Source organism: Actinomadura sp. NPDC048955 (assembly GCF_040649435.1).
GTDB classification, from domain to species: domain Bacteria; phylum Actinomycetota; class Actinomycetes; order Streptosporangiales; family Streptosporangiaceae; genus Spirillospora; species Spirillospora luteofluorescens.
Genome location: NZ_JBEZJI010000026.1, coordinates 1 through 22,163, shown reverse-complemented (window position 1 = coordinate 22,163; position 22,163 = coordinate 1). Strand labels below are relative to the sequence as shown.

Sequence of the window (22,163 nt, the reverse complement as noted above, 5' to 3'; positions counted from 1 at the left end):
AGACGATGGCCAAATACCTGCTGCTCAAGCACTACCGGGGTGCGCCCGCGGCGGTCAACGACGTGCAGATGGACCAGTGGACCACGGAGGAGCTCACGGCCCACGTCCAGTACATGGAGGACTTCGTCGCGCGGCTGGAGGCCACCGGCGAGTACGTCGAGAACCAGGCGCTCTCCCCGCAGGGCACGTTCGTCCGCTCGGACGGTGAGGGCCGCCCGCCCGTCACCGACGGCCCGTTCGCGGAGACCAAGGACCTGATCGCCGGCTGGATGGTGATCGACGTCGAGAGCTACGAGCGCGCGCTCGAAGTGGCCGCCGAACTGTCCGCGGCGCCCGGCGCGGGCGGGAGGCCGGTCCAGGAGTGGCTCGAGCTGCGGCCGTTCTACACCGCGATGTGCACCGTGACCGAGTGAACCCGTCGCTCGTGCGCGAGCTCGTGCCCGCGGTGATCGGTGTGCTGGTCAGCCGCGGCGCCGACTTCGCGTCCGCCGAGGACGCCGTGCAGGAAGCCCTGATCCGCGCGCTGGAGACCTGGCCGGACGATCCGCCGCGCGATGCGAAGGCCTGGCTCGTCGCCGCCGCGTGGCGCAAGTTCCTCGACGCCGCGCGCGCCGAGACGTCGCGGCGGGGAAGGGAACAGACCGTGAAGGTCGAGCCGCCGGCAGGACCGGTGCCGGGCACGGACGACTCGCTGTGGCTCTACTTCCTGTGCGCGCACCCGTCCCTGTCCCCCGGTTCGGCCGCCGCGCTGACGCTGCGCGCGGTCGGCGGCCTGACGACGCGGCAGATCGCGGCGGCCTACCTCGTCCCCGAGGCGACCATGGCGCAGCGGATCAGCCGGGCCAAGCGGAGCATCGCGGGGCTGCCGCTCGACCGGCCCGGCGACCTGGCGACGGTGCTGCGGGTCCTGTACCTCGTCTTCAACGAGGGATACGGCGGGGACGTCGATCTGGTGGCCGAGGCGATCCGCCTGACCCGGCAGCTCGCCGCCTCCACCGACGAGCCCGAGGTCGCGGGACTGCTGGCGCTGATGCTGCTGCACCATGCCCGGCGCGCGTCCCGCCTCGGCCCGGGCGGGCGCCTGGTGCCGCTCGGTGAGCAGGACCGGTCCCGTTGGGACACCGGCCTCATCGCCGAGGGCGTGACGATCCTCCAGGCGGCGCTCGCCCGCGACCGGCTGGGCGAATACCAGGCGCAGGCCGCGATCGCCGCGCTGCACGCGGATGCCCCGGCCGCCGCCGAGACGGACTGGGTGCAGATCGTGGAGTGGTACGACGAACTGCTGCACCTCACGGGCAGCCCGGTGGTGCGCCTCAACCGCGCGGTCGCGGTCGGCGAGGCCGACGGCCCGCAGGCGGGCCTGGCGGAGCTGAGCAAGGTGGATCCCGGGCTGCCCCGCTTCACGGCGGTACGCGCCTACCTCCTCGAACGCGCGGGCGACCTTGAGCAGGCCGCCGAGTTGTACGCCGAGGCGTCCCACGCGGCCACCAGCTTGCCGGAGCGAGACCACCTGACCCGCGAGGCGGCGCGGGTGCGGCAGGCACTGCGCTCCTAGCCGGTCACCAGTTCTCAGCCGTCAGCCCGTTTCGTGTAGATGATGTCGAAGTCGTGGTCCCAGGTCTCGTTGTCCAGGGACTTCTCCCAAGCCGCCCGGATGCTGCGGCCGTCGGCACTGAGCGTTCCGGTGAAGCGCTGATCGAACCCGGGGGCTTCCCGCCACATCTTCCAGACGCCGCCGTCGAAGGACATCCGGTAGACGCGGGACACGCCCCGCGAGTCGTAGTACAGGACGGTGTAGAGGCCGGACGAGTCGTCGAGGCCGACGAGCTGGGTGGCGGTGGGTGCGGGCGGCGGGGGCTGCGACCTGATGCGCAGGAAGGCGCCGCCCTCCAGCCGGTCGATGGTCACCCGGCCCTGCGCGTCGCCGAACTGCGGGACCTCGGCCGTCCACTCGCCGAGCAGAACGTCCAGCGCTTCCAACGCCGGATTCGGTGGCATCGTCGCCATCGCCTCTCCTCTGGTCGCGCCGTGATCGGCCGGAACGCGCATCGGGCAGGACCGGCCGCCTCGGGTGTCGCTCGTATTCTTTCCCGCGACCGGACGACCGAGAAGGGCCCGCGCGTGAGGCGACGGACCCGACCGTGGCCGAGACCGCCGCCCTGGTCGCCCTCTCAGGAACGGAGAGAGCCCTGGTCGGAGTGCTCGAACGGCCTGCGCGCCGAGGCCGTCCCCTTGCGCGGTGCCCCGGTCCACCGGCCGATCACGGCGGCCAGTCGCGGCATCACCAGGTTCACCATGACCGTGACGAGCACCCCGCTGATGACGGCCGCGCGGGCGGCCATCGGCAGCGCGGCGAGCAGGTCGCCGAAGAGCGCGAGCAGCACCATCACCACGGCGAACGCCACCAGCCACGCCGCGAGGGTCATCGCGAGCCGGGCCCGCACTGCGGCGTTCACCGCCGGCCGCCCTTCCGCACGGCCGCGGCCACGCCCTCGAAGGTCATGAACTCCGGCACCATCAACTCGTCCATTGGTCGTCCTCCCTGCGTTCCGATCGGCTCGGTTCGACGCTAGGACGGCGACGGATGATAAGTCCAAGACAGGCTTACGCTGGCTGTAATAGCGTCTGCTTATGGAACTTCGGCAGCTCGGGTACTTCGTCGCCGTCGCCGAGGAACGCCACTTCACCCGCGCGGCCGAGCGCGTCCAGGTGGCCCAGCCGGCGGTCAGCCAGCAGATCCGCCGCCTGGAGGCCGAGGTGGGCGAGCCGCTGTTCCGGCGCGACCGGCGCTCCGTCGCCCTGACCGCCGCCGGGGAGGCGCTGCTCCCGCACGCCCGCGCCATGCTCGCCGAGGCCGCCAACGCCAAGGAGTCGATCGCCGCGCTGTCCGGGCTGCTCGCCGGCAGCCTCGCGGTCGGGCTGGTCCAGCCGCTGCCCGACCAGCGGGTGCTCGCCCTGCTGGGCGCCTTTCACCGCCGCCATCCGCGGATCCGCCTCACCCTCCGCGAGGACGAGACCGACGGGCTGATCGCCGCCCTGGCCACCGGCGAACTCGACGCCGCGATCGTCGGTCAGGGCCCCGCCGACCCGCCGCTCGCCGCCGAGATGACCCCGCACGTGATCGCCCGGGAGGACGTCGTGGTCGCCCTGCACCCCGACCACCCCCTCGTGGCCCGGGACTCCCTCACCCTCCACGACCTGCGGGAGGAGCCGCTGGTGACCGCGCCTCGCACCAGCAAGCTCCGCACCAACCTCGAGGCCGCCTGCGGCCGGTTCGGCTTCGTCCCGAACGTGGTCGCCGAGACCCGCGACCTGACCCTCGTGCGCCGGCTCGTTCTGCAGCGGATCGGCCTTGCCGTCCTCCCCGAATCCGCGCTCCAGGGCCCGCCTGCGCTCGCCCGTGTCCCGCTCGCCCGTCCGTCGCTGGAGCGCCGGATCGTCCTCGCCGCCCGTCCCCATCACGCCAGCCCCGCCGGCCGAGCCTTCCTCGCCATGGCGCACCGCCGCCTCCTGCCCCACCAGCCCGGCACGGTGACGTGACGAAACGCTGAGAGGGCGTTCTGCGTCAGCGAACGGCGCTGACCGGTCGGCCATGCAAGCGCACAAAGGAACAGAACCGTCTGCATGACGCGCAACCTGAGCGACAATGATCGGGACGGCAAGGGCGCACGTGAGGGGCGGCGGGTGGAACACGGCACGCTGATCGTGCGCACCCGGGTGCGGCGCCAGACCGGCCTCACCCCGTCCGCCTGCCGCGCACGCTTCGCCGCGTCGAGTCCCGGGCTCTGAGCGGCAACGTCCTGCCGCATTGATCGGCCGTTCCTGCCAACCATCCGTGCTCCCTGCGGCGTTCAATGGGCGTGAGTGAACCGACGCAGGAAGCCGCGTACATCTCGTTCGCGGCCGCAGCGTGGAAACGCCACTACGGCTTGGCCACGTTGCTGACCGGCGACGCCCACCGCGCCGAAGAGCTCCTCCAGGACTGCCTGGTGAAGCTGTACGTGCGCTGGCGCCGGGTGGCCGACGGCGATCCGGACGCCTACCTGAAACGGATGCTGGTCAACGGCAACGTCAGCTGGTGGCGGCGCAGACGGCGCGAGGTGCTGACCGAGGCCCCCGAACGCCTCGACGCGCGCTCGGACTCCCCGCGGGAACCGGACGACGAGCTCCGCCGGGCGCTGCTCGCCCTGCCCCGCCAGCAGCGCGCCGTCGTCGTGCTGCGCCATTACGCCGACATGACGGAGGCGGCGGCCGCCGAACTCCTCGGATGCTCCGTCGGCACCGTCAAGAGCCAGCACTCCCGAGCGATGAAACGGCTCCGTTCCACGCTCGCCCTTCCGCAGACCGAGGAGATCACACGATGAGCGAGGAACAGCTGACCCGGATGCTGCGGTCGGCGACCGACGGGCGCCCGATTCCCGACGCGCCGATCGAGACCGTGACGCACCGCGGCCGGCGCGCCAGGCGCAGGCGCCGCGCGGCCGCCGGCGCGCTCGGCACCGGTGCGGCCGCGCTGGTCGTGGCCGCCGCCACCGTCGGCGCGAACCTCGCCTCCGGCGACGACGGCCAAGTGATCACCCCCGGACGCGGCGGCGATGTCACCCTGGCCGGGGCCACCGAGGCCACGGCGGGCACGACGTTCCACGTGAAACTCACCTGGACGCTGAGCGCGCGCGGACGGCGCGAAACGGTGGAGACCTATCAGGGCGCCTTCGACGCCCCCAAACGGCGCGGCTACCTGCGCGGTCCCGGATCGGCGCCGATGGAGCAGCGCTTCATCGGCGACGACCGCTACGTGCGGCGCGGCAGCATATGGCGCAAGATCGACCATGGGCTGAACGGCTTGACGCGCGGCACCACCGGCCCGCTGGAGCTGACCGCCGATCCGGGCCGGATGCTGCGGATGCTGACCACGTTCGGAACGGTGACGCCCCAGGGCCGGTCGGGCACCGGGGCGGCGGCGGTGCAGACCTACGCCTTCTCCCATGCGGCCCGTCCTTCCGAGGGTTCGCCTGCGGGGACGCGGATCACGGGGACGGTGACGATCGGGATCGCGACGCACAAGATCCAGAAGATCGTGCAGACGACCGTCATCACCGGTGCGGATTTCGAGATCGCCGACCGGGACCCCGTCCGCTTCACCTCCGTCACCGAGTTCTCCGACTACGGGACGCCGGTGCGGGTCACGCGCCCGCCCCTGTAGGCCGATCGCGAACCGGGCCGGGGCCGCCGGGACGCGGTCAACCGGCGCGGGAGGTCACCGTGAGCTCGGGGGAGGACGCCAGGGTCTGCAGGACGACGCAGTAGCGCTCGGTCAGCCGCAGCAGCGTGGCCATGTCCTCCTCCGAGGCGTCGGTGTCGAGCTCGAACCGCAGCCGGATGGAACGGAAGCCGACGGGGGTCTCCCTGTCCACGGCGAGCGTCCCCCGGAAGTCCAGGTCGCCTTCCGCGCTCACCGTCCCGCCGCGAACGTCCAGCTCAAGGGCCGTCGCGACCGAACGCAACGTCACACCGGCGCAGGCGACGAGCGCCTCCAGCAGCATGTCGCCGGAGCACAGCAGTGTGCCGTCGCCTCCGGCCGCCGGGTGCAGTCCGGCCATCGCCAGCGCGCGCCCCGTCTGCACCGAGCAGGTGACGCCGTCCTCCAGCGTCCCGGAGGCGTTCAAGGTCACCACGGCGGATCCGGGATCCTCCCGGTAGCGCTCCTTGAGCGGCCTCTGCAACTCCCGCAGCTCTCGGCTCTCCATCAGGCCCCCATCCGATCGCGGAACGTCTCCCCCGGTGCCCGTCCCAGCGAGCCTAACTCCGCGAGGCGCGGCCTTCACCACCCGCCTTGCGGCCGTGGCGCGTCGACCGCATCGCGCCACCGTTCGCCGACTGTTCACGCCGCCGCCTTGATCGACGGACGCCGGCCTCACCTCGACCTGGTGCTCTGTGCCTGCTCGTCACTTATATGGCCAGGAGGTCAGCTTGAAGGTTCCGGCTGGGAAGATGCGGCGGACGGCCGCGGTCGTGCTCACGACCGGTGCGGTGGCCGCCGCGCTCTCGGGGTTGGCCGACGCGTCCGGCGGCGATCGGACCCGCGAGGTCCGGGGGGCGCTGCAGGGCGGCAAGGCGCGCAACGTCATCCTGCTGATCGGCGACGGCATGGGCGACTCGGAGATCACGATCGCCCGCAACTACACCAGGGGCGCCGCCGGGCGGCTCGCCCTGGACACGCTGCCGCTGACCGGTGCGTACACCACGTACTCGGTCAACAAGGACGACCCGCGCCAGATCGATTACGTGACCGACTCGGCGGCCAGCGGGACCGGCTGGGCGACGGGGCACAAGACCTACAACGGCGCCATCTCGGTCACGCCGGACGGCAAGCCCGTTCCGACCATCCTGGAACTGGCCAGGCGGGCCGGTCTGCGCACCGGGGACGTGACCACGGCCGAACTCGGCGACGCCACCCCCGCGGTGCTGGCCGCGCACGTGGCGGACCGCGGCTGCCAGGGACCGGCCGACATGGCCAAGTGCCCGGTGCAGGACAAGGCCAACGGCGGGCCCGGCTCGATCTCCGAGCAGCAGGTGCAGACGGGCGCCGACCTCTACCTGGGCGGCGGGAGGGCCCGCTTCGCGCAGACGGTGAAGGGAGGCCCCTTCGCCGGCAAGACCGTGATCGACCAGGCGAGGGCCGCCGGATACACCGTCGTCACCGACGAGGGCGGACTGAACGCGGCGAAGCCCGGTGGCAAGCTGCTGGGGCTGTTCGCCGACGGCAACATGCCGCAGGAGTGGACCGGTCCGGCGGCCAAGGTCGGGGGCACCACCCCGGCCAGGTGCACGCCGAACGCCTCCTTCGGCGGCCCGCACCTGTCGTCGATGGCGTCCAAGGCCATCGGCCTGCTGGACGCGCAGACCCGGCACAGCCGCAAGGGCTTCTTCCTGCAGATCGAAGGCGCCTCCATCGACAAGCGCGACCACTCCGCCGACCCCTGCGGCCAGATCGGTGAGACGGCCGAGTTCGACAGGGCGGTGCGGGCCTCGCTCGACTACGCGCGCCGGAACCCCGACACCCTGGTGGTCGTGACCGCCGACCACGGCCACACCAGCCAGATCATCCCGCTGGAGGCCCAGAGCCCCGGCCAGACCGCCACACTGGTCACCGCCGACGGCGCCCCCATGAAGATCAACTATGCGACCAACACGCCGGGCCAGTCCCAGGAGCACACCGGCACCCAGGTCCGCATCGCCGCCAAGGGCCCGCAGGCGGCCGGCGTCCTCGGCGTGACCGACCAGACCGACCTGTTCCGCACCGTCACCCGCGCCCTCGACGTCCGCTAGCCCCTCTCTCGGACGCGCCGCGCCCGGGCCGGTCGCGCGTGCGCCGGCCGTCTCCGATGAGACGGCCGGCTGCGCCGACCGGCCCGCCGCCATCAGCCCGCGCCTCCCATGTAGACCTCGACCACGCGCAGATCGCCCGCGAGTTCGACCGCCGGCCGCTCTAGGGCGCAGCCGCCGGTCTCCCCTTCCCGGACGGCTAGCGGCAGGCCGTCCAGCGTGATCGCCACCATCAACGAACGGCCACACCCACGTCGGAACGTGGTCTAGCCCCGTGCTCCGGTGCGCGTCCTGCGCGGCCCGCGCCGGGTGGTGAACAGGGCGAGAGTGAGGCATGCAGCGGCCAGCAGGATGACGCACGCGACCGTCAGCGCGGTGGTGTAGCCGTGCACCACGGCCGCGTCCGGGCGCGGGTGCGGGCGAGAGGCCAGGTATGTCGCGGTCGCACTGGCGGCGAGGGTGTTCAGCAGCGCGGTGCCCAGAGCCGCACCGAGCTGCTGGGCGGCGTTGTAGGCGGCCGACGCGGCCCCGATGTCGTGGCCGCGCATGCCCTCGGTGGCCAGGCCGGCGGTCGGGGGCATCACGCAGCCCAGGCCGAGCCCGGTGAGCACGAGCGCGGGAAGCAGGGCGACGGCGAACACGTCCGTGCCCGCCGCGGACAGGCGGGTCAGGACCAGCATCCCGGCGGCCGCGGTGAGCAGGCCCGGCACGATCACCGCCGCGGGCCGGACGCGGCCGTGGAGCCTCCCGGCGATGACCATGGACCCCGCCAGCGTGGCCAGCGCGTTGATGATCAGGGTCAGGCCCGCCCGGACCGGCGAGTAGCCCAGCACCGTCTGGGTGTAGTAGCTCATGAACAGGTAGAAGCCGAACATCGCCACGAACATCAGGGTGATGGCGCAGAACGCGGCGGCGCGGGCGCGGTGCAGCAGGACCCGCATCGGCAGCAGCGGCTGGGCAGCGCGGATCTCCACGACGACGAAAGCGGCCAGCAGCGCCATCCCGCCGACAAGGAGCGCCTGCACCTCGGCCGAGCCCCACCCCAGCGGTTCGGCCCGGGTGAACCCGTACACGACCGCGGCGAATCCGGCGAGGCTCAGCAGCGCACCGGCGACGTCCAGCCGCCCCCTGCCGACGATCGGCCGGTCCGCTGGCACCAGCGTGATGCCGAGCGCGGCGAGCAGCGCGACCGGCACGTTGATGTACAGGCACCAGCGCCAGCCGGCGTACTCGGTCAGCAGGCCTCCGGCGATGAGGCCGATCGCCGAGCCTCCCGCGCCGACCGCGGCGAAGACCCCGAACGCGCGGCCGCGTTCGTGTGCCTGGGTGAAGGTCGTCGTCAGCAGCGACAGCCCCGCGGGAGCTAGCGCGGCGGCGAAGCCACCCTGCAGCGCCCGCGCCCCGAACAGCATGAGGGGGTTCACCGCCGCGCCGCCCAGCGCGGACGACGCGGCGAAGCCGGCCAGCCCGATCAGGAACGTGCGCCGGTGGCCGACCGCGCCGCTGACCCTGCCGCCGATGAGCAGCAGTCCGCCGAACACCAGCGCGTAGGCGGTGATCGCCCAGTGCCGGTCACCGTCCGACATCCCGAGCGCGTGCTGCGCCGACGGCAGCGCGATGTTCACGATCGTCCCGTCCAGGACCACCAGCAGCTGCGCGGCACTCACCACCGCCAGCGTCCACCACCGCCGCCTTGGCACGCCCCCTTGCCTGTCACCGGGCGCCTCACCGGCACTCGCCGTCACCTGCGTCGTGTTGTCTCCGACATCCATGACTTCCAGCGTTCCGTTGAAGTCGTCCCGGAGACTTCTCACCGCTGCCGGCTGCTTCATCAGGCCTGAGCACCAACAACCCTCAACCCGCCGTTCAACCCAAGGGGGACGCCACGCGCGCCAGGATCCGCTGACCGGCTGCGGGCTCGAAGCCCGAATCCAGGGGATTCGTGGTGGCGCTCCTACGGTCCCGATTGAAGACGTCCTCGTGTGGTGAGGTCGGGCTCGTTACCTGTTCCTGGGGTTCGTCAGCGGGCGGGGCGGTCGTAGATGAGTTCTTGGCCGTCTTCTTCGTCCCATTGTTCGCCTACGTGGGTGAAGCCCTGGCCGGCGATGGTGGCCAAGGAAGCCTTGTTGTCGGGGCTGATCGTGGCGCGGACGGTGGTGACGGACGGGTCGGCGGCGGCGCGTTCGAGGAGGGCGGCGAGCATCGCGCGGGCGTAGCCCTTGCGGCGGTGGGCCGGGTCGACGGAGTAGGCGATCACGACGGTCCCGTTCTCGTCCGGGGCGCCGTGGAAGCCGGCGTGGCCGACGACCACGCCTTCCGGTTCGGCGACGGCGGCCCGCACGATCCAGGGGGCGTGGGAGGGGTCGCGGTCGAGCTGGGCGAGTCGGAAGCGCCACAGGAACTTCGCGTCGTCGGTGGTGAAGTAGTCGGTGAGGGGGACCCCGGCGACCGCGCCGGCGCCCTCCAGGTCGTCCTCCAGCAGGGCTTTCATCGCGGCGGGCGGCAGTTCGGCGAAGCGGATGGCAGGCGGCACGGGCGGCTCCTCGGGTCGGGGGCGACCACTCTATGTTGGGACCCCCAACGATCGCCAATGGTTATCCGGGCCGGCGGTTCTCCGCGTGGTGGTCGACGACGCGGACCAGCAGTTCGGTGAGCCGCGTGCGCTCGCCCGGTGACAGGGGGGCGAGCAGGTCGTCCTGGATGCGGGTGAGGACCTTGTCCAGCTCCGCCAGGTGGAGGGAGCCCTCGGGGGTGATCGTGATGACGTTGCGGCGCCGGTCGGACGGGTCGGGGGAGCGGTCGACCAGGTTCTTGGCGGCCAGTTCGTTCAGGGCGGCGACCACGTCGCTGCGGTCGATGCCCGAGCGGCGGCCGAGGTCGGCCTGGCTGGACGGGCCGTACTCCTCCAGGGCGGCGAGCAGCCGGTAGTGGTAGCCGCGGGCGCCGGCCGCGGTGAAGCCCTCGGCGAGCAGCCGGTGGCTGTGCGCCGAGGCCAGGTTGATCAGCCAGCTCGGGGTGTGCCGGAGCCGCGTGGGCGTCCGGTCGTCGGACGTCGTCATGCGGACCAGTGTAAGGGCTTGTTGGTAGAGCCAACGATCGTTTATTGTGGGCATCACCAATGTTGGCTTACCCAATGAATGAGGATGTCGTGGACGACCGTGCTGAACTCTCCGCGCTCGTGAGCCGGCTGGGGCTGTGGCTGGACGACAAGAGCCCCGGCGACGGGCGGGCCGTCTTCGTCGAGGACGCCGAGGCGCGCACCGTGGGCGGGGTCGCGAAGGGGCGCGACGCCCTCGTCGCGCAGGCGCGCCGGAACCACACGGTGCCGACGCAGCACTTCATCACCAACCCGCTCATCGATGTGGACGGCGATCAGGCCGCGATCGGCGCGAACCTTCTGGTGGTCTTCGCCCAGGAGGACGGCTTGCGGCTGCTCGGCGAGCGCTACGAACTGCGCGCCGTCCGGACGGGTGAAGGATGGCGCATCAGGAGGGTCGAGGTCCGTCCGATCTGGGAAGCCGCGAAAGTCTGAGACCGTGCCGGTTCAGGGGGATGTCAGCTCGTCCGAGAGGGCCTTCAACCGGGCTCGGGCGTCGGGGTCGTAGGCCTGAGCGTCCGCCCGCGCCTCCTTGAGCCCGTCGAAGAAGCGGCCGGACACTTCGTCCAGGGCGGGGTCGGTGACGAGGCGGTGCGTCGCGCGCACCCCCTCTTCCAGAGTGCTGATCGGCGAGGACACCATCTTGGTGGGCATGTAGGTGGCCGGGTGCAGGGCGTTCGCGGTGACGCCCGTCCCGGACAGCTCGGCGGCGAGGTCGATCGTGAACAGGATCTGGGCGAGCTTGCTCTGGCAGTACGCCCGCGTCCCGGTGTACCCGCGGGTGATCATCACGTCGTCGAAGTCGATGGCCTGCTGGCCGAGGCTGCTGACGTTGACGATCCGCGCGGGCGCGGAGGCGATCAGGGTGGGGAGCAGGAGCCGGGTGAGCAGGTAGCCGGACAGGTAGTTCACCTGGAACGTCAGCTCGTGGCCGTCCGCGCTCTCCTGCCGCGGGCCGTCGGTGCCGATGCCCGCGTTGTTGACGAGGACGTCCAGGCGCGGGTGGTCGGCGCGGACGGCCTCGGCGAGCGCGCGGGTCTCGGCGAGCGAGGACAGGTCGGCGCGGTACCAGGAGGCCCTGCCGCCGATCTCCTGGAGGGTCGCCTCGCCGCGCCGGTCGTCCCGTCCGTGGACGAGAACCGTGGCGCCTTCGGCGGCCAGTTCGGCGGCCAGGGCGCGACCGAGCCCGTCGGTCGCGCCCGTGATGAGGATGGTCTGCTGATCGATGGGACGCATGTCCTCCATGGTGCCCGGTGCGGCGTCAGGGGCGGTCGAGGAAATCCCGGACGAGCTTGACGAACTCGTCGGGGCGCTCTGCCATCGCCACGTGGCCGGTGTCGAGTTCGGCGTACTCGCTGCCGCGGATGCCCGCGAACAGCTCCCGGTGGTTCTCGACGGGGATCGTCTGGTCGCGGGTCGCGCCGATGACCAGGGCGGGCGCCGCGATCCGGGGCAGCAGCGGGCGGATGTCGAGCCGCTTGACGAGGTCGATCTGCCGCAGCCGGTCGTCGGGCCGGCCCATGAACGCGTGCTGTTGTTCGACCGCGTCATGCCCGATCCGGTTGAGGAACGCGCGGCTGAACGCGGTGAGCGTCGCGAACCGTCCGAAGCTATCGGGGCCGCCCGCGAGGCTTGACCAGGCGGTCATGTACTGCTGGACGTACTCGTCGCCCGCGTGGGACAGTCCCGCGACGGGCACCAGCCGCCGGACGAGGTCCGGGCGCAGCGCCGCGGCGGCCGCGGCGGTCGGGGCGCCGAGCGAGAACCCGACCACGTCCGCGGGGCCCGCGCCGAAGTTCTCGATCACGGCGTCGACCTGCCCGGCGAGCGTCTCGATGGTGAGCGGGGAGCCGTCGTCCTCGGCGGGGTCGCTGCCGGAGAGGTCGGGCAGGAGGACGGTGCGGTGGTCGGTGAACGCGTCGAGCATCAGGTCCCACATCGAGGAGCCGGGGCCGACCCCGTGCACGAGGACGAGCGCGGGCCCCGATCCCACGACGCGGTAGGGGACGGTGGCGTTTCCAACGGTGAGCTTCGGCATGATGGGCCGTCCTTGGTGGTGTCGTTCCTGGACGCCGCCGACGCTGCCAGTGCCGGGCCGCGATGAGGAGCGGACGGCTTTGGCTAGGACAACCGGTCCCAGGCTCGGCCCTACGGACATCCAGGAAGGAGCGGAATCATGGGGGCATGGAGATGGACCGCAAGGAGCTCGCCGACTTCCTCCGCCGCTCCCGCGAGCGGCTCCGCCCGCAGGAGGTCGGGCTGACGGCGGGCCCCCGGCGCCGCACGCCGGGGCTGCGCCGGGAGGAGGTGTCGCAGCTCGCCGGCATGTCGGCGGACTACTACATGCGCCTTGAGCAGGCCCGCAGCCCGCAGCCGTCCGCCCAGCTGCTCGGCGCGCTGGCCCGGGCGCTGCGGCTGACGATCGACGAGCGCGACCACCTGTACGTCCTCGCCGGGCACCGGCCGCCCGCCGGGCCGTTCGCGGGCGAGTACGTCCGGCCGAGCATGCTGTACCTGCTGGACCGGCTGCACGAGACGCCGGCGCAGATCATCGGCGACCTCGGTGACCTGCTGGCGCAGAACGCGCTGGCCGAGGCCCTTTTCGGATGCGTCTGCACGGTGGAGGAGCCCGACCGGAACATCGTGTGGCGGTGGTTCACCGATCCGTTCGTCCGGGAGGCGTATCCGGAGGAGGAGCACGAGCCGCACGGTCGCCGGCATGTCGCCCAGCTGCGGGCGGCCGTCGCGCGCCGGGGCAGCGACGCGGCCGCGTCCGCCCTGGTCGAACGGCTGCACGCCGCCAGCGGCGAGTTCACCCGGATCTGGGACCGGCACGAGGTGGCCGTCGAGCGCACCGGCCGGATGAAGGTGGTGCATCCCGAGGTCGGCCCGATCGAGTTCGACACCGAGGCGCTGCTGACCCCGGCCGAGGACCAGCGGCTCGTCGTCTTCACGCCGCCGCCCGGCACGGGCAGCATCGAGTCCCTCGACCTGCTGCGCGTCATCGGCCCCGAGACCGCGCACCGCAGCCACCGCTGACGGGCGTCACCCGGCGGTGAGCCGCCACAGGGACGTGGTCTCGGCGGCGCGGGCCGCGTGGAGGGGGTCGTCGGGGTCGGCTGCGCGCGGGTGGCGCGGCGCGGTGTCGAGCCTGCCCGCGACCCGCAGGCCGGACGAGGCGATCATCTCCAGGAGTTCGTCCCGCGTGCGCAGGCCCAGGTGTTCGGCCAGGTCGGAGAGGATCAGCCAGCCCTCCCCGCCCGGTTCGAGGTGGCCGGCGAGACCGGACAGGAAACCGCGCAGCATCCGGCTGCCCGGATCGTAAACGGCATGCTCCAGGGGTGTGCTGGGCTTGGCCGGAACCCAGGGCGGGTTGCAGACGGCCAGACCGGCACGTCCGTCGGGGAAGAGGTCGGCTTGGACGACCTCGACGTGCACCCCCAGCCGGTCGAGGTTCTCTTGTGCGCAGGCCAGCGCACGTGGGTCCTGGTCAGTAGCGACGACGTGCTCGATGCCACGGCGAGCCAGTACCGCTGCCAAGACGCCCGTACCGGTTCCTATGTCGAACGCCGTTTTCGTGGGCGGCACCGGCGCCTCGCCCACCAGGTCGACATACTCGCCCCTGATGGGCGAGAAGACGCCGTAGTGCGGGTGGATGCGGTCGCCCCCCAGCGCGGGGATAGGAACGCCCTTCTCGCGCCATTCGTGTGCGCCGATCAGGCCGAGCAGTTCGCGCAGTGAGGTGATGTAGGGCTGGTCGTCCGTCCCGTAGGCCTCCGTACAGGCGTCCTGGACATCCGGTGCTCGCCGTAGCGGAATCACGTGGCCGGGGTCGAACGGCATGAGCAGCATGCCGAGCGTCCGTGCGCGCTGGGCGCGTGCCTGCCGGTACAGGTGGAACGCCTGTGCGCGGTCTGGTTCGGGCTTGTTCCTGCGCCGCCGTGGGGGACGGTCGATCCGGCGCGCCATGGCCTTGAGGAGTTGCCGCGCGTTCTGGAAGTCGCCGCGCCACAGCAGCGCGGTGCCCTCGCACGCCAGGCGGTAGGCGTCGTCCGCGCGGGTCTCGTCGTCGGCGACCACGACGCGGCGGGGCGGGGGCGCGCCGCTCTCCGACCGCCAGCGGACGCGATGGTCCCGGCCGTCCTCCTGCCAGGAGATCTCGTCCACAGGGGTACCGTATCGGCGTGCGTCTACCTGGGCCATTGCATGCCCTTAACGAAGGCCTCGCCTTCCTGCTGGAACTCGTCGCCATCGCCGCGCTCGCATGGTGGGGCTTCACCGCGAGCGGGAACGTGCTGGTCAACATCGTCCTCGGGCTCGGCGCCCCCGCCGCCGCGATCGTCCTGTGGGGGATGTTCGCCGCGCCACGGGCTCGCTTCACCATCGCGCTGCCGCTCGTCCTGCTGGTGAAGGCCGTGGTGTTCGGCGCGGGCGCGCTCGCCTTCTACGGCGTCGGCCACGCCGCGGCGGCCATCGCCTTCGCGGTGATCGCCCTGCTCAACACCGCTCTGGCGACCGCCGACCGCGACGCCCACTTCCGCACGGCCGCCAAGTGAGCCAGTACTTCCAGAATGGCGAGGAGGTGCTCTGGAATCCCGCGACCAGGGTCGCCGGGCTCTTCCTGGACATGGCGGAAGCCCATTCCCGCCTGCTCGGCGTCCCGTCCGGTCTCGGGCCGATGGAGGAGGACGAGTGTCAGGTGGACGTTCAGGCGTTCGCCCTGTTCACCGACGCGCTCGTCCGGTACCACGCGAATTCCTCCCACATGATCCTCAGGTCGCTGACGGAGGGCTTCACCGCGATGACGCTCGCGATCGCGGACAGCGCCGGAAGGTCCGTCGCGGCCGCCCGGGAAATGGCGGACGATCCCGCCGTCCGCCGCCTCGTCGACCTCGCTCACGAGAACGCGACCACCATGGCGCGCTAGGAGTCACTGGGCGAGATCGGCACTGGAAAGGTGTGCGGAAGTCTCGGCGAGTTTGTGCAGGGCCGCCTCTGAGGGGGACCCCGGTTCGGCCGCGTAGAGCATGAGGCGGCTGAGGTCGGGGTCGCCGGGCAGGTGCAGGGTCTCGAACGGCAGGACGAGCCGCCCCACCTCGGGATGGTCGATGCGGGCCTCGCCGTGCGTCAGGTCCGTGACGTGGTGCGCCGACCAGAGGCGGCCGAACTCCGGGCTCCGCTCCCGCAGGCAGTCGATGACCGCGTGCAGGTGCGGGTCGTCCGGGTCCTGGCCGGAACGGAACCGCAGGTAGGCGGCGTTCCGGCGGGCCACCGTCGGCCAGTTGCCGCCGAGCCGGGCCTTGTAGTCGGCGTTCAGGTGGATCTGGTGGGACCAGGTCCGCTCGTCCGGCGGGACGTTCGCGAGGTCCACGAACACGGCGGCGGTGAGCCGGTTCCACGCGACGACGTTCGTGTAGTGCCCGACGACGTACGCGGGGGCGTGCGTGAACGAGTCGAGCAGGTGCTGCAGCGGGGCCCGCAGCCGCGGAGGCGCGGTGACGGGCGCGCGGCGCGGCGGGTGGGCGAGCCGGTGCAGGTGGGCGTGCTCGTCGCCGTCCAGCCGCAGCGCCCGCGAGATCGCGTCCAGGACCTCGGTGGACACGCCGTCGGCCGTCCCCTGCTCCAGCCTGATGTAGTACGCGACGCTGACCCCGGCGAGCTGCGCCAGCTCCTCGCGCCGCAGCCCGGGGACGCGCCGCCGCGTCCCGTAGGAGGGCAGGCCGGCGTCGTCGGGACGCAGCCGCGCCCGCCGCGACCTGAGGAACTCGCCGAGTTGGCCGTTACGCGCCATGCTGCCGAGGCTATCCGGGGCCTCCGCGCGCATTACCGTTGTCCCCACTTGTCCTGGCATGTGGCGGGGGGCCGGATGTACCCACGACGGTTCGGGCCGTACGAGTTACTGTGCGAACTGGGTGAGGGCGGCATGGGGGCCGTCCACCTGGGACGGGCGCCGGACGGGCGGATCGTCGCGGTGAAGACGATGAAGGGGCTCGTCGACCAGAGCGAGGAGGGGCGCCGCAGGTTCGAGCGGGAGATCACCGCGCTGCGCAAGGTCGACGCCCCCAACGTCGCCGCGTTCGTGGACGCCGACCTGACGGCCCCGACCCCCTACCTGGTCACCGAGTACGTCCAGGGGCGTTCCCTGGACGCGGTCATGGCGGACGGACCGCTCGGGACGGAGGATCTCGGCCGGCTGGGGCTCGGGCTGGCCCGCGCCCTCGACGCCGTCCACGGGGCCGGGCTGGTCCACCGGGACGTCAAACCGGCCAACATCGTCATCACGGGCGGTGAGCCGGTGCTCATCGACCTCGGCGTCGCCCACCACGTCGACATCACCCGCATCACCACCAGGCCGGTCGGCACGCCGCGCTACATCGCGCCGGAGGTCCTGAAGAACGTGAAGCCGACCTGGGAGGCGGACGTCTTCGGCTGGGGCGCCGTCATGGCCTACGCGGCGACCGGCCGGCCCTGCTTCCCGGGCGACTCGACGCCGGCGATCTTCTACCAGATCTTCCATGAGGAGCCCGACCTGACGGGCGTCCCCGGCTGGCTGCGCGACATCGTCCACCGGGCGCTCGCCAAGGATCCGGCGGACCGGCCCTCCGTCCGGTCGCTCCGCGAGGCCGTGACCCGCCGGCCGCAGGTGGAGCGGCTCCAGGCCGCCTACGCGGAGGCCCGTGCCGCGCACGAGCACGCCCGTGCGGAGGGCATCGCGTTCGGCCTGCACGCGATCGCCGCCGCGGCGGGGGACCGCGTGCTGGCGGCGAGCAGCCTGCTGGACCAGGCGCACGCCGCCCGGGGCTCGGGCAGGCTCGACCGCGCGGAGCCTCTGTTCGAGGAGGCGCGGGACGCGTCCGCCGCCGTCGGGGCCCGGCAGGACGAGGGCTGGGCGCTGGACGGCATCGGCGTCTGCCTGCGTCACCGTGACGAGGACGGTCCCGCCGGGGAGGCCTTCGCCGCGGCGCTCGCCGTCGCCGAGGAGGTCGGCGACACCGTGCTGCGGGCATGGAACCTGTGCAACCTCGGCGACCTCGCTCTGCGGCGCGGTGACCGCAGGGCCGCCGCCGCCCGTTACGACGAGGCCCTGACCGCGTCCCTCGATCACCTTGAGATCCAGGTCGAAGCCCTGGTGGGACGGGCGCGCACCGCGTTGAAGCTGAAGGAGCACGAGACGGCGGAGTCACTGTTCGAACGCGCCGCTCGTGCCGCGGAGGGGATCGACCACCTTCGCCAGGCAGGTTGGGCCTGGTACGACTGCGGCGAGTCCGCCCGTGGGCGCGGTAAGCACGGCCGGGCCAAGGATGCCCTGGAAGCTGCGCTTGCTATCGCCACCCGGATCGAGGACCGGCTCATGGAGGGCTGGACACTGTGCAAGCTCGCCGGGTGCCTCCGCGACACCGGCGCTAAGAGCCAGGCCATCGCCAGGTACGAGCAGGCTCGTGACGTCGCCGATTCCTTGGGCGACGCGAAGATGCGGCAGTACGCCGTCACCCGCCTGAACGCGCTGGCCTGAGGGCGGCGGGTCAGGCGGCCTTGGTCGTGATGTCGCCGTTGCTGGTGCTGACGTCGAGCCGGAACTGGGCGGACGGGTCGTTCGGGATGCCGAGCCGCCGGTCGCCGTCGCCGGTGTGCGTGCTCACGCGGTAGCGTCCCGCGGGCATGGTGACCGTGACCTCGCCGTTGTCGGTCTTCGCGCGGACGTTCTGCGGCGCACCGGGGGTCAGGGTGACGTCGCCGTTGTCCGTCTCGGCGTCGACGCCGCCCTTGAGGCCGCTCCCCCGGATCTCGCCGTTGTCCGTCCTGACCTTGATCGGCCCTGTGGCCCCGTCCAGGCGGATGGAGCCCGAATCCGTGGACACGTCCACCTTGCCCACCTTGGACAGGGTGATGGAGCCGTTCGATGTGCCGCCGGACACGGGGAGGCCGGCCGGGAGGTCGACCGTGTAGCTCACCGAGCAGCGGGAGCCGCAGCCGCTCAGCGTCAGGACACCGTTCTCGATCCGGTACGTGGGGCCCTCCGGCTTGTCACCACGGTGCTTGACCTTGCGGTGCAGGGACGCCTTGGACGAACCACCGTGCAGCGTCACACTGCCGGATCCGATGTGGTCCAGTCGCACAGCGGTGATTTTGCCCTTCAGTGCGGCGTCGTCCTCGTAGGTGGAAGCGAATGCCACGTCGCATGCGCTGAGTGCGGTCACGCTGACCGCGGCTAGGGCGAGGGCAGAAAGCATGCCACGCACAGCGATCCTCCTGGTCGATATGGATGAACGCTGCTGAGCCTAAGGAGACGGGCACCGGAAGGCCGTCACGCCAAGGAGCCAGCTTCGTCCTACCTCCCAGGTCGCTGAGCCTGCTACTGGGAGTGGTACGAACGGGCGGGGACTGGGTAGGCGCGTCCCGCGCAGCGAGGGTCTCTGTCATGACCGCACTCACCACCGCCGTGGCCGCTCCCCCAGAGCGGATGTCGTCACGGCACAAGCTGGTTCTTACTCTCTTGCTCGGCGCGCAGTTCATGCTCGCCATCGACTTCTCCATCCTGAACGTGGCGCTCCCCGTCGTCGGCAGAGGACTGGGCTTCGGACTGGACGAACTCCAGTGGATCGCTACGGCGTTCGCCCTTCCCGCCGCCGGATTCACGTTGCTGTTCGGCCGCGTGGCCGATCTGGCCGGACGGCGCCGGATGCTGCTCGCGGGCATGGCGCTCCTGGCCGGAGGTTCGCTGGTCGGCGGGCTGGCCACGTCACCGGCGATGCTGCTCGTCGGGCGCGTCCTGCAGGGCCTGGCCACGGCGATCGCCACACCGGCCGCCCTGTCGCTGCTCACCACGTCCTTCCCTGAGGGGCCGCTGCGGACGCGGGCGCTCGGGCTCAGCGGCGCGCTGATGTCGGCCGGGTTCACCGTCGGCGCGATCCTCGGCGGGGTGCTGACCGACCTGCTGAGCTGGCGCTGGGCGTTCCTGGTCAACGTTCCGGTGGCGGTGCTGATCTTCGCGGTGACGCCCGCCGTGGTCGCGGAGAGCCGGTCCCGGGACGGGGCGAGGCTGGACGTTCCCGGTGCGGTGACCGTGACCGGCGGGCTCCTCGCCCTCGTCTACGGGATCACCTCCGCCGGGTCGTCCGGGTGGGGCTCCCCGGCCGCGCTCGGCGCACTGGTCGCGGCCGCGGTCCTGCTCACCGCGTTCATCCTGGTCGAGCGGCGGTCGCCGGCCCCGCTCGCGCCGCTGAACGTCCTCACCCGACGCACCGTCACCTGGGGCAACGTGGGCGGGTTCGTCGCGTTCGCCACGGAGACGTCGCTGGTGTTCCTGATGACGCTCTACCTCCAGAAGGTCCTGGGCTTCTCGCCGCTGGCGACCGGGCTGGCGCTCGGTGTCCTCGGCGCCGGGACGTTCGCCGGAGGCGTCGCCGCGCCTCGCATCATGGGACGGTTCGGCGGCCGCGCGACGCTCGTGTCCGGGCTCGTGCTGCAGGCCGCCGCCACCGCCGCGCTGCTGGGCCTCGGGGACTCGCGCGGCGCCCTCGGCCTGCTGCTCGCCGCCACCGCGATCGGGGGATTCGGGAACCTCGTCGCGATCGTCGCCTTCATGGGGATCGCGACGTCCGGGCTGCCGGACGGCGAGCAGGGCCTCGCGACCGGGCTCGCCACGATGACGCAGCAGGTCGCGATCACCCTCGGCATACCGGTGATGAGCGCGGTGGCGACGGCGAACGCGTCCGTCCTCGGCGGCGTCCACACGGCGACCGCCGTGAACGTCGCGATCGTCCTCGCCGGCGCGGCCCTCGCCGGGTCGTTCCTGCGCCGCTCGTAGGAGAAGGCCATGAACCTCGAACTCGAAGGCAGGGTCTACATCGTGACCGGCGCGTCCGCCGGGATCGGCGAGGCGACCGCCGCCCTCCTGGCCCGCGAGGGCGCCCAGGTCGTCCGGGTGGCGCGCTCCCCCGTCGACGTGCCCGCCGACCTCACCCGGCCCGACGCCGCGCAGCACGTCGTGGACGTCGCGCTGGAACGGCACGGCCGCCTGGACGGCCTCGTCAACAACGCGGGGGCCCTCGAATCCCGGATCGGGTTCCTCGACGTCACCGACGCGCAATGGCACGCGACGTTCGAACTGAACCTGCACGCGGCAGTGCGCATGGCCCGCGCCGCACTGCCCGCACTCATCGACCAGGGGGCTGGAAGCATCGTGCACGTTTCCAGCGAGGCCGCACGTTTTCCCGATACGCCGCTGGTCGACTATGCAGCGTCCAAGACGGCGCTGCTGTCGGTGTCCAAGACGCTGGCGGGGGAGTTCGGCCGCTGCGGAATCCGCTCCAACGTCGTCGCGCCTGGCCCGACCCGTACGCGCCTGTGGGACGAGCCCGGAGGGTTCGCCGACCAGTTGGCCGACCAGTACGGCCTACCTGTGGAGGAGGCGATCCGACGATTCGTCCAGGACGAACGGCGGCTCCCCACCGGACGGCTTGGCACGCCCCAGGACGTCGCACGGGTCATCACTTTCCTGCTGTCACCGCTGGCCGCCCAAGTCACGGGCGCCGAATGGGCCGTGGACGGGGGAGCGCTGCGGCAACTGTGAACGGTGCGTGCCGGACGTCACGGGCGTCCGGCACGCCGCCCCCTGGCGATGCAGACCGGCGCGGGCCAGGTCAGGCCGGCACCTTGTCGAGGAACCCGGTCACCCGGTCGAACCGGCCGTCGTCGTCGAAGGTCGCCACGTCGAACCCGACCACGATCGCCTCGCCGCCCTCCGGGCCGAGCTCCCAGGTGAAGCGGGCCACGTTGTGGTGCGCGTCCACCGTCCCCGCCGCGCGGAACACCAGGCCGGGGAACTGCTGCTGCGCGGCGCCGACGAACGCGTCGATCGCCTCGCGCCCCTCCGCCACGCCGAGCGGGTCGACGTAGACCGGGCTCTCCGTCCACAGTTCGTCGATCGCGGCGCGGCGCGCGGCCGGGTCGGTCTCGTTCCACACGGCCAGGTAGCGCTCGACCCGCTGCTGCACATCGCTCATGTCATGACTCCTGTCTGATCGTTCGGGTTCGTCGCCCCGATGACCTCTACGGTGCCGGGCCGGCGACGGAAGATCGATTACCTGGGAGGTCATGCCCGCGCGTCCGGTGGCCCGGCCGCGACGATGATGTCGGATTCCTGCCAGTGAAAACCCCTGACCATCGGTGATGCTGGAGGCATGCACGAGGACGTGGAAAGGTGCGTGCGGGCCGTCCAGTCGAAGGACGCCCGCTTCGACGGATGGTTCTTCACCGGGGTCGTGACCACCGGGATCTACTGCCGTCCGAGCTGCCCCGTGGTGCCGCCCAAGCCGGAGAACATGCGCTTCTACCCGAGCGCTGCCGCCGCCCAGCAGGCCGGGTTCCGGGCCTGCAAACGGTGCCGTCCCGACACTTCCCCTGGCTCACCCGAATGGAATCACCGCGCGGACGTCGTGGCCAGGGCCATGCGCCTCATCGCCGACGGCGTCGTCGACCGTGGGGGCGTTCCCGGCCTCGCAGCAAGGCTCGGCTACAGCACGCGGCAGATCGAGCGCCAGCTCAACGCCGAACTGGGCGCGGGCCCGCTCGCCTTGGCGCGGGCCCAGCGCGCGCAGACGGCGCGGCTCCTCATCGAGACGACGCCCCTCCCCATGGGCGACGTGGCGTTCGCGGCGGGATTCGCCAGCATCCGCGCCTTCAATGACACCGTCCGCGAAGTGTTCGCGCTCACCCCGTCCGCCCTGCGCGACCGCGT

Annotated in this window: 28 protein-coding genes; 15 read left to right on the top strand and 13 right to left on the bottom strand. The window is 72.1% G+C overall.

What is annotated here, in order from left to right:
• The first annotated feature begins 5 nt into the window (after positions 1-5).
• Positions 6-413, top strand: a complete 408-nt coding sequence (locus tag AB0C84_RS23975; protein ID WP_179845275.1) for a YciI family protein — start codon at positions 6-8, stop codon at positions 411-413.
• Positions 410-1,555 carry a DUF6596 domain-containing protein gene (locus AB0C84_RS23970; protein WP_361070171.1) on the top strand — a complete coding sequence of 382 codons (1,146 nt, stop codon included), beginning with the start codon at positions 410-412 and terminating at the stop codon, positions 1,553-1,555. The genes AB0C84_RS23975 and AB0C84_RS23970 overlap by 4 nt, the downstream gene beginning before the upstream one ends.
• A gap of 14 nt (positions 1,556-1,569) precedes the next feature.
• On the opposite strand, the gene AB0C84_RS23965 is transcribed toward AB0C84_RS23970, so the two are convergent.
• Together AB0C84_RS23965 and AB0C84_RS23960 are read right to left on the bottom strand one after the other, a co-directional pair.
• The gene (locus AB0C84_RS23965) at positions 1,570-2,007 is read right to left on the bottom strand and encodes a hypothetical protein (protein WP_361070168.1); all 438 of its coding nucleotides are present in this window, start codon (positions 2,005-2,007) and stop codon (positions 1,570-1,572) included.
• Positions 2,008-2,171: 164 nt separating this feature from the next.
• Positions 2,172-2,456: a hypothetical protein gene (locus tag AB0C84_RS23960; RefSeq protein WP_361070165.1), complete on the bottom strand. Its 285-nt coding sequence runs from the start codon at positions 2,454-2,456 to the stop codon at positions 2,172-2,174.
• Between the two features lie 175 nt (positions 2,457-2,631).
• Between AB0C84_RS23960 and AB0C84_RS23955 the strand changes: the two genes are divergently transcribed.
• The 4 genes from AB0C84_RS23955 to AB0C84_RS23940 all read left to right on the top strand — a co-directional run bounded on the left by AB0C84_RS23955 (position 2,632) and on the right by AB0C84_RS23940 (position 5,203).
• Positions 2,632-3,540 carry a LysR substrate-binding domain-containing protein gene (locus AB0C84_RS23955; protein WP_361070161.1) on the top strand — a complete coding sequence of 303 codons (909 nt, stop codon included), beginning with the start codon at positions 2,632-2,634 and terminating at the stop codon, positions 3,538-3,540.
• Between the two features lie 84 nt (positions 3,541-3,624).
• The gene (locus tag AB0C84_RS23950) at positions 3,625-3,789 is read left to right on the top strand and encodes a hypothetical protein (RefSeq protein WP_361070158.1); all 165 of its coding nucleotides are present in this window, start codon (positions 3,625-3,627) and stop codon (positions 3,787-3,789) included.
• 71 nt (positions 3,790-3,860) lie between these two features.
• Complete coding sequence (locus AB0C84_RS23945) at positions 3,861-4,364, top strand: SigE family RNA polymerase sigma factor (RefSeq protein ID WP_361070155.1); 504 nt, start codon at positions 3,861-3,863, stop codon at positions 4,362-4,364.
• Complete coding sequence (locus AB0C84_RS23940) at positions 4,361-5,203, top strand: hypothetical protein (RefSeq protein WP_361070152.1); 843 nt, start codon at positions 4,361-4,363, stop codon at positions 5,201-5,203. The genes AB0C84_RS23945 and AB0C84_RS23940 overlap by 4 nt, the downstream gene beginning before the upstream one ends.
• Before the next feature lie 37 nt (positions 5,204-5,240).
• Here the strand turns inward: AB0C84_RS23940 and AB0C84_RS23935 are convergent, their stop codons facing one another.
• Complete coding sequence (locus AB0C84_RS23935; RefSeq protein ID WP_258945160.1) at positions 5,241-5,747, bottom strand: OsmC family protein; 507 nt, start codon at positions 5,745-5,747, stop codon at positions 5,241-5,243.
• A 223-nt stretch (positions 5,748-5,970) separates the two neighbouring features.
• Between AB0C84_RS23935 and phoA the strand changes: the two genes are divergently transcribed.
• Entirely contained in the window at positions 5,971-7,329 is a 1,359-nt protein-coding gene (gene phoA / locus AB0C84_RS23930) for an alkaline phosphatase (RefSeq protein ID WP_361070148.1), read from the top strand.
• 92 nt (positions 7,330-7,421) lie between these two features.
• On the opposite strand, the gene AB0C84_RS23925 is transcribed toward phoA, so the two are convergent.
• The 4 genes from AB0C84_RS23925 to AB0C84_RS23910 form a co-directional block, all read right to left on the bottom strand.
• Positions 7,422-7,559 (bottom strand): hypothetical protein, encoded by a 138-nt coding sequence (locus AB0C84_RS23925; RefSeq protein WP_361070145.1) that lies wholly within the window; start codon positions 7,557-7,559, stop codon positions 7,422-7,424.
• 33 nt (positions 7,560-7,592) lie between these two features.
• Positions 7,593-8,993 (bottom strand): MFS transporter, encoded by a 1,401-nt coding sequence (locus tag AB0C84_RS23920; protein WP_361070142.1) that lies wholly within the window; start codon positions 8,991-8,993, stop codon positions 7,593-7,595.
• 353 nt (positions 8,994-9,346) lie between these two features.
• Entirely contained in the window at positions 9,347-9,859 is a 513-nt protein-coding gene (locus AB0C84_RS23915) for a GNAT family protein (protein WP_312879346.1), read from the bottom strand.
• Positions 9,860-9,920: 61 nt separating this feature from the next.
• The gene (locus tag AB0C84_RS23910) at positions 9,921-10,385 is read right to left on the bottom strand and encodes a MarR family transcriptional regulator (protein ID WP_361070139.1); all 465 of its coding nucleotides are present in this window, start codon (positions 10,383-10,385) and stop codon (positions 9,921-9,923) included.
• A gap of 89 nt (positions 10,386-10,474) precedes the next feature.
• On the opposite strand from AB0C84_RS23910, the gene AB0C84_RS23905 reads away from it, so the two are divergent.
• On the top strand, positions 10,475-10,858 hold the full coding sequence (locus AB0C84_RS23905; RefSeq protein ID WP_361070135.1) for a nuclear transport factor 2 family protein: 384 nt from the start codon (positions 10,475-10,477) through the stop codon (positions 10,856-10,858).
• Positions 10,859-10,870: 12 nt separating this feature from the next.
• On the opposite strand, the gene AB0C84_RS23900 is transcribed toward AB0C84_RS23905, so the two are convergent.
• Entirely contained in the window at positions 10,871-11,659 is a 789-nt protein-coding gene (locus AB0C84_RS23900) for an SDR family NAD(P)-dependent oxidoreductase (RefSeq protein WP_361070131.1), read from the bottom strand.
• A gap of 25 nt (positions 11,660-11,684) precedes the next feature.
• Entirely contained in the window at positions 11,685-12,461 is a 777-nt protein-coding gene (locus tag AB0C84_RS23895; RefSeq protein ID WP_361070128.1) for an alpha/beta hydrolase, read from the bottom strand.
• 146 nt (positions 12,462-12,607) lie between these two features.
• Between AB0C84_RS23895 and AB0C84_RS23890 the strand changes: the two genes are divergently transcribed.
• Positions 12,608-13,462 (top strand): helix-turn-helix transcriptional regulator, encoded by an 855-nt coding sequence (locus AB0C84_RS23890; RefSeq protein WP_179845288.1) that lies wholly within the window; start codon positions 12,608-12,610, stop codon positions 13,460-13,462.
• A gap of 6 nt (positions 13,463-13,468) precedes the next feature.
• Here the strand turns inward: AB0C84_RS23890 and AB0C84_RS23885 are convergent, their stop codons facing one another.
• Positions 13,469-14,590, bottom strand: coding sequence for a class I SAM-dependent methyltransferase (locus AB0C84_RS23885; RefSeq protein ID WP_361070125.1), 1,122 nt, complete (start codon positions 14,588-14,590; stop codon positions 13,469-13,471).
• A 35-nt stretch (positions 14,591-14,625) separates the two neighbouring features.
• Between AB0C84_RS23885 and AB0C84_RS23880 the strand changes: the two genes are divergently transcribed.
• Both AB0C84_RS23880 and AB0C84_RS23875 read left to right on the top strand, forming a co-directional pair.
• Entirely contained in the window at positions 14,626-14,979 is a 354-nt protein-coding gene (locus AB0C84_RS23880; protein ID WP_258945149.1) for a YrdB family protein, read from the top strand.
• Positions 14,976-15,350 carry a DUF6086 family protein gene (locus AB0C84_RS23875; RefSeq protein ID WP_361070120.1) on the top strand — a complete coding sequence of 125 codons (375 nt, stop codon included), beginning with the start codon at positions 14,976-14,978 and terminating at the stop codon, positions 15,348-15,350. The genes AB0C84_RS23880 and AB0C84_RS23875 overlap by 4 nt, the downstream gene beginning before the upstream one ends.
• 3 nt (positions 15,351-15,353) lie before the next feature.
• Here AB0C84_RS23875 and AB0C84_RS23870 read toward each other — a convergent pair whose 3' ends face one another.
• Positions 15,354-16,214 carry a helix-turn-helix transcriptional regulator gene (locus AB0C84_RS23870; RefSeq protein ID WP_361070117.1) on the bottom strand — a complete coding sequence of 287 codons (861 nt, stop codon included), beginning with the start codon at positions 16,212-16,214 and terminating at the stop codon, positions 15,354-15,356.
• A 75-nt stretch (positions 16,215-16,289) separates the two neighbouring features.
• On the opposite strand from AB0C84_RS23870, the gene AB0C84_RS23865 reads away from it, so the two are divergent.
• Positions 16,290-17,936: a serine/threonine-protein kinase gene (locus tag AB0C84_RS23865; protein WP_361070114.1), complete on the top strand. Its 1,647-nt coding sequence runs from the start codon at positions 16,290-16,292 to the stop codon at positions 17,934-17,936.
• 10 nt (positions 17,937-17,946) lie between these two features.
• On the opposite strand, the gene AB0C84_RS23860 is transcribed toward AB0C84_RS23865, so the two are convergent.
• Positions 17,947-18,597, bottom strand: a complete 651-nt coding sequence (locus tag AB0C84_RS23860; protein WP_361070110.1) for a DUF4097 family beta strand repeat-containing protein — start codon at positions 18,595-18,597, stop codon at positions 17,947-17,949.
• Between the two features lie 245 nt (positions 18,598-18,842).
• On the opposite strand from AB0C84_RS23860, the gene AB0C84_RS23855 reads away from it, so the two are divergent.
• Both AB0C84_RS23855 and AB0C84_RS23850 read left to right on the top strand, forming a co-directional pair.
• On the top strand, positions 18,843-20,231 hold the full coding sequence (locus AB0C84_RS23855; protein WP_258945144.1) for an MFS transporter: 1,389 nt from the start codon (positions 18,843-18,845) through the stop codon (positions 20,229-20,231).
• Between the two features lie 9 nt (positions 20,232-20,240).
• Positions 20,241-20,996 carry an SDR family oxidoreductase gene (locus AB0C84_RS23850; RefSeq protein ID WP_361070105.1) on the top strand — a complete coding sequence of 252 codons (756 nt, stop codon included), beginning with the start codon at positions 20,241-20,243 and terminating at the stop codon, positions 20,994-20,996.
• Between the two features lie 70 nt (positions 20,997-21,066).
• Here the strand turns inward: AB0C84_RS23850 and AB0C84_RS23845 are convergent, their stop codons facing one another.
• Positions 21,067-21,429, bottom strand: coding sequence for a nuclear transport factor 2 family protein (locus AB0C84_RS23845; protein WP_361070102.1), 363 nt, complete (start codon positions 21,427-21,429; stop codon positions 21,067-21,069).
• A 177-nt stretch (positions 21,430-21,606) separates the two neighbouring features.
• Here AB0C84_RS23845 and AB0C84_RS23840 point away from each other — a divergent pair.
• Positions 21,607-22,163: bifunctional transcriptional activator/DNA repair enzyme AdaA (locus AB0C84_RS23840; protein WP_361070099.1), on the top strand; the 557-nt coding region annotated here is incomplete at its 3' end.

Coding starts and splice junctions, on each gene's coding strand:
- AB0C84_RS23975 (WP_179845275.1), top strand. CDS start 6: ATGGCCAAATACCTGCTGCTCAAGCACTACCGGGGTGCGCCCGCGGCG.
- AB0C84_RS23965 (WP_361070168.1), bottom strand. CDS start 2,007: ATGGCGACGATGCCACCGAATCCGGCGTTGGAAGCGCTGGACGTTCTG.
- AB0C84_RS23955 (WP_361070161.1), top strand. CDS start 2,632: ATGGAACTTCGGCAGCTCGGGTACTTCGTCGCCGTCGCCGAGGAACGC.
- AB0C84_RS23950 (WP_361070158.1), top strand. CDS start 3,625: ATGACGCGCAACCTGAGCGACAATGATCGGGACGGCAAGGGCGCACGT.
- AB0C84_RS23940 (WP_361070152.1), top strand. CDS start 4,361: ATGAGCGAGGAACAGCTGACCCGGATGCTGCGGTCGGCGACCGACGGG.
- AB0C84_RS23935 (WP_258945160.1), bottom strand. CDS start 5,747: ATGGAGAGCCGAGAGCTGCGGGAGTTGCAGAGGCCGCTCAAGGAGCGC.
- AB0C84_RS23925 (WP_361070145.1), bottom strand. CDS start 7,559: ATGGTGGCGATCACGCTGGACGGCCTGCCGCTAGCCGTCCGGGAAGGG.
- AB0C84_RS23910 (WP_361070139.1), bottom strand. CDS start 10,385: ATGACGACGTCCGACGACCGGACGCCCACGCGGCTCCGGCACACCCCG.
- AB0C84_RS23900 (WP_361070131.1), bottom strand. CDS start 11,659: ATGCGTCCCATCGATCAGCAGACCATCCTCATCACGGGCGCGACCGAC.
- AB0C84_RS23895 (WP_361070128.1), bottom strand. CDS start 12,461: ATGCCGAAGCTCACCGTTGGAAACGCCACCGTCCCCTACCGCGTCGTG.
- AB0C84_RS23890 (WP_179845288.1), top strand. CDS start 12,608: ATGGAGATGGACCGCAAGGAGCTCGCCGACTTCCTCCGCCGCTCCCGC.
- AB0C84_RS23870 (WP_361070117.1), bottom strand. CDS start 16,214: ATGGCGCGTAACGGCCAACTCGGCGAGTTCCTCAGGTCGCGGCGGGCG.
- AB0C84_RS23865 (WP_361070114.1), top strand. CDS start 16,290: ATGTACCCACGACGGTTCGGGCCGTACGAGTTACTGTGCGAACTGGGT.
- AB0C84_RS23855 (WP_258945144.1), top strand. CDS start 18,843: ATGACCGCACTCACCACCGCCGTGGCCGCTCCCCCAGAGCGGATGTCG.
- AB0C84_RS23850 (WP_361070105.1), top strand. CDS start 20,241: ATGAACCTCGAACTCGAAGGCAGGGTCTACATCGTGACCGGCGCGTCC.
- AB0C84_RS23845 (WP_361070102.1), bottom strand. CDS start 21,429: ATGAGCGATGTGCAGCAGCGGGTCGAGCGCTACCTGGCCGTGTGGAAC.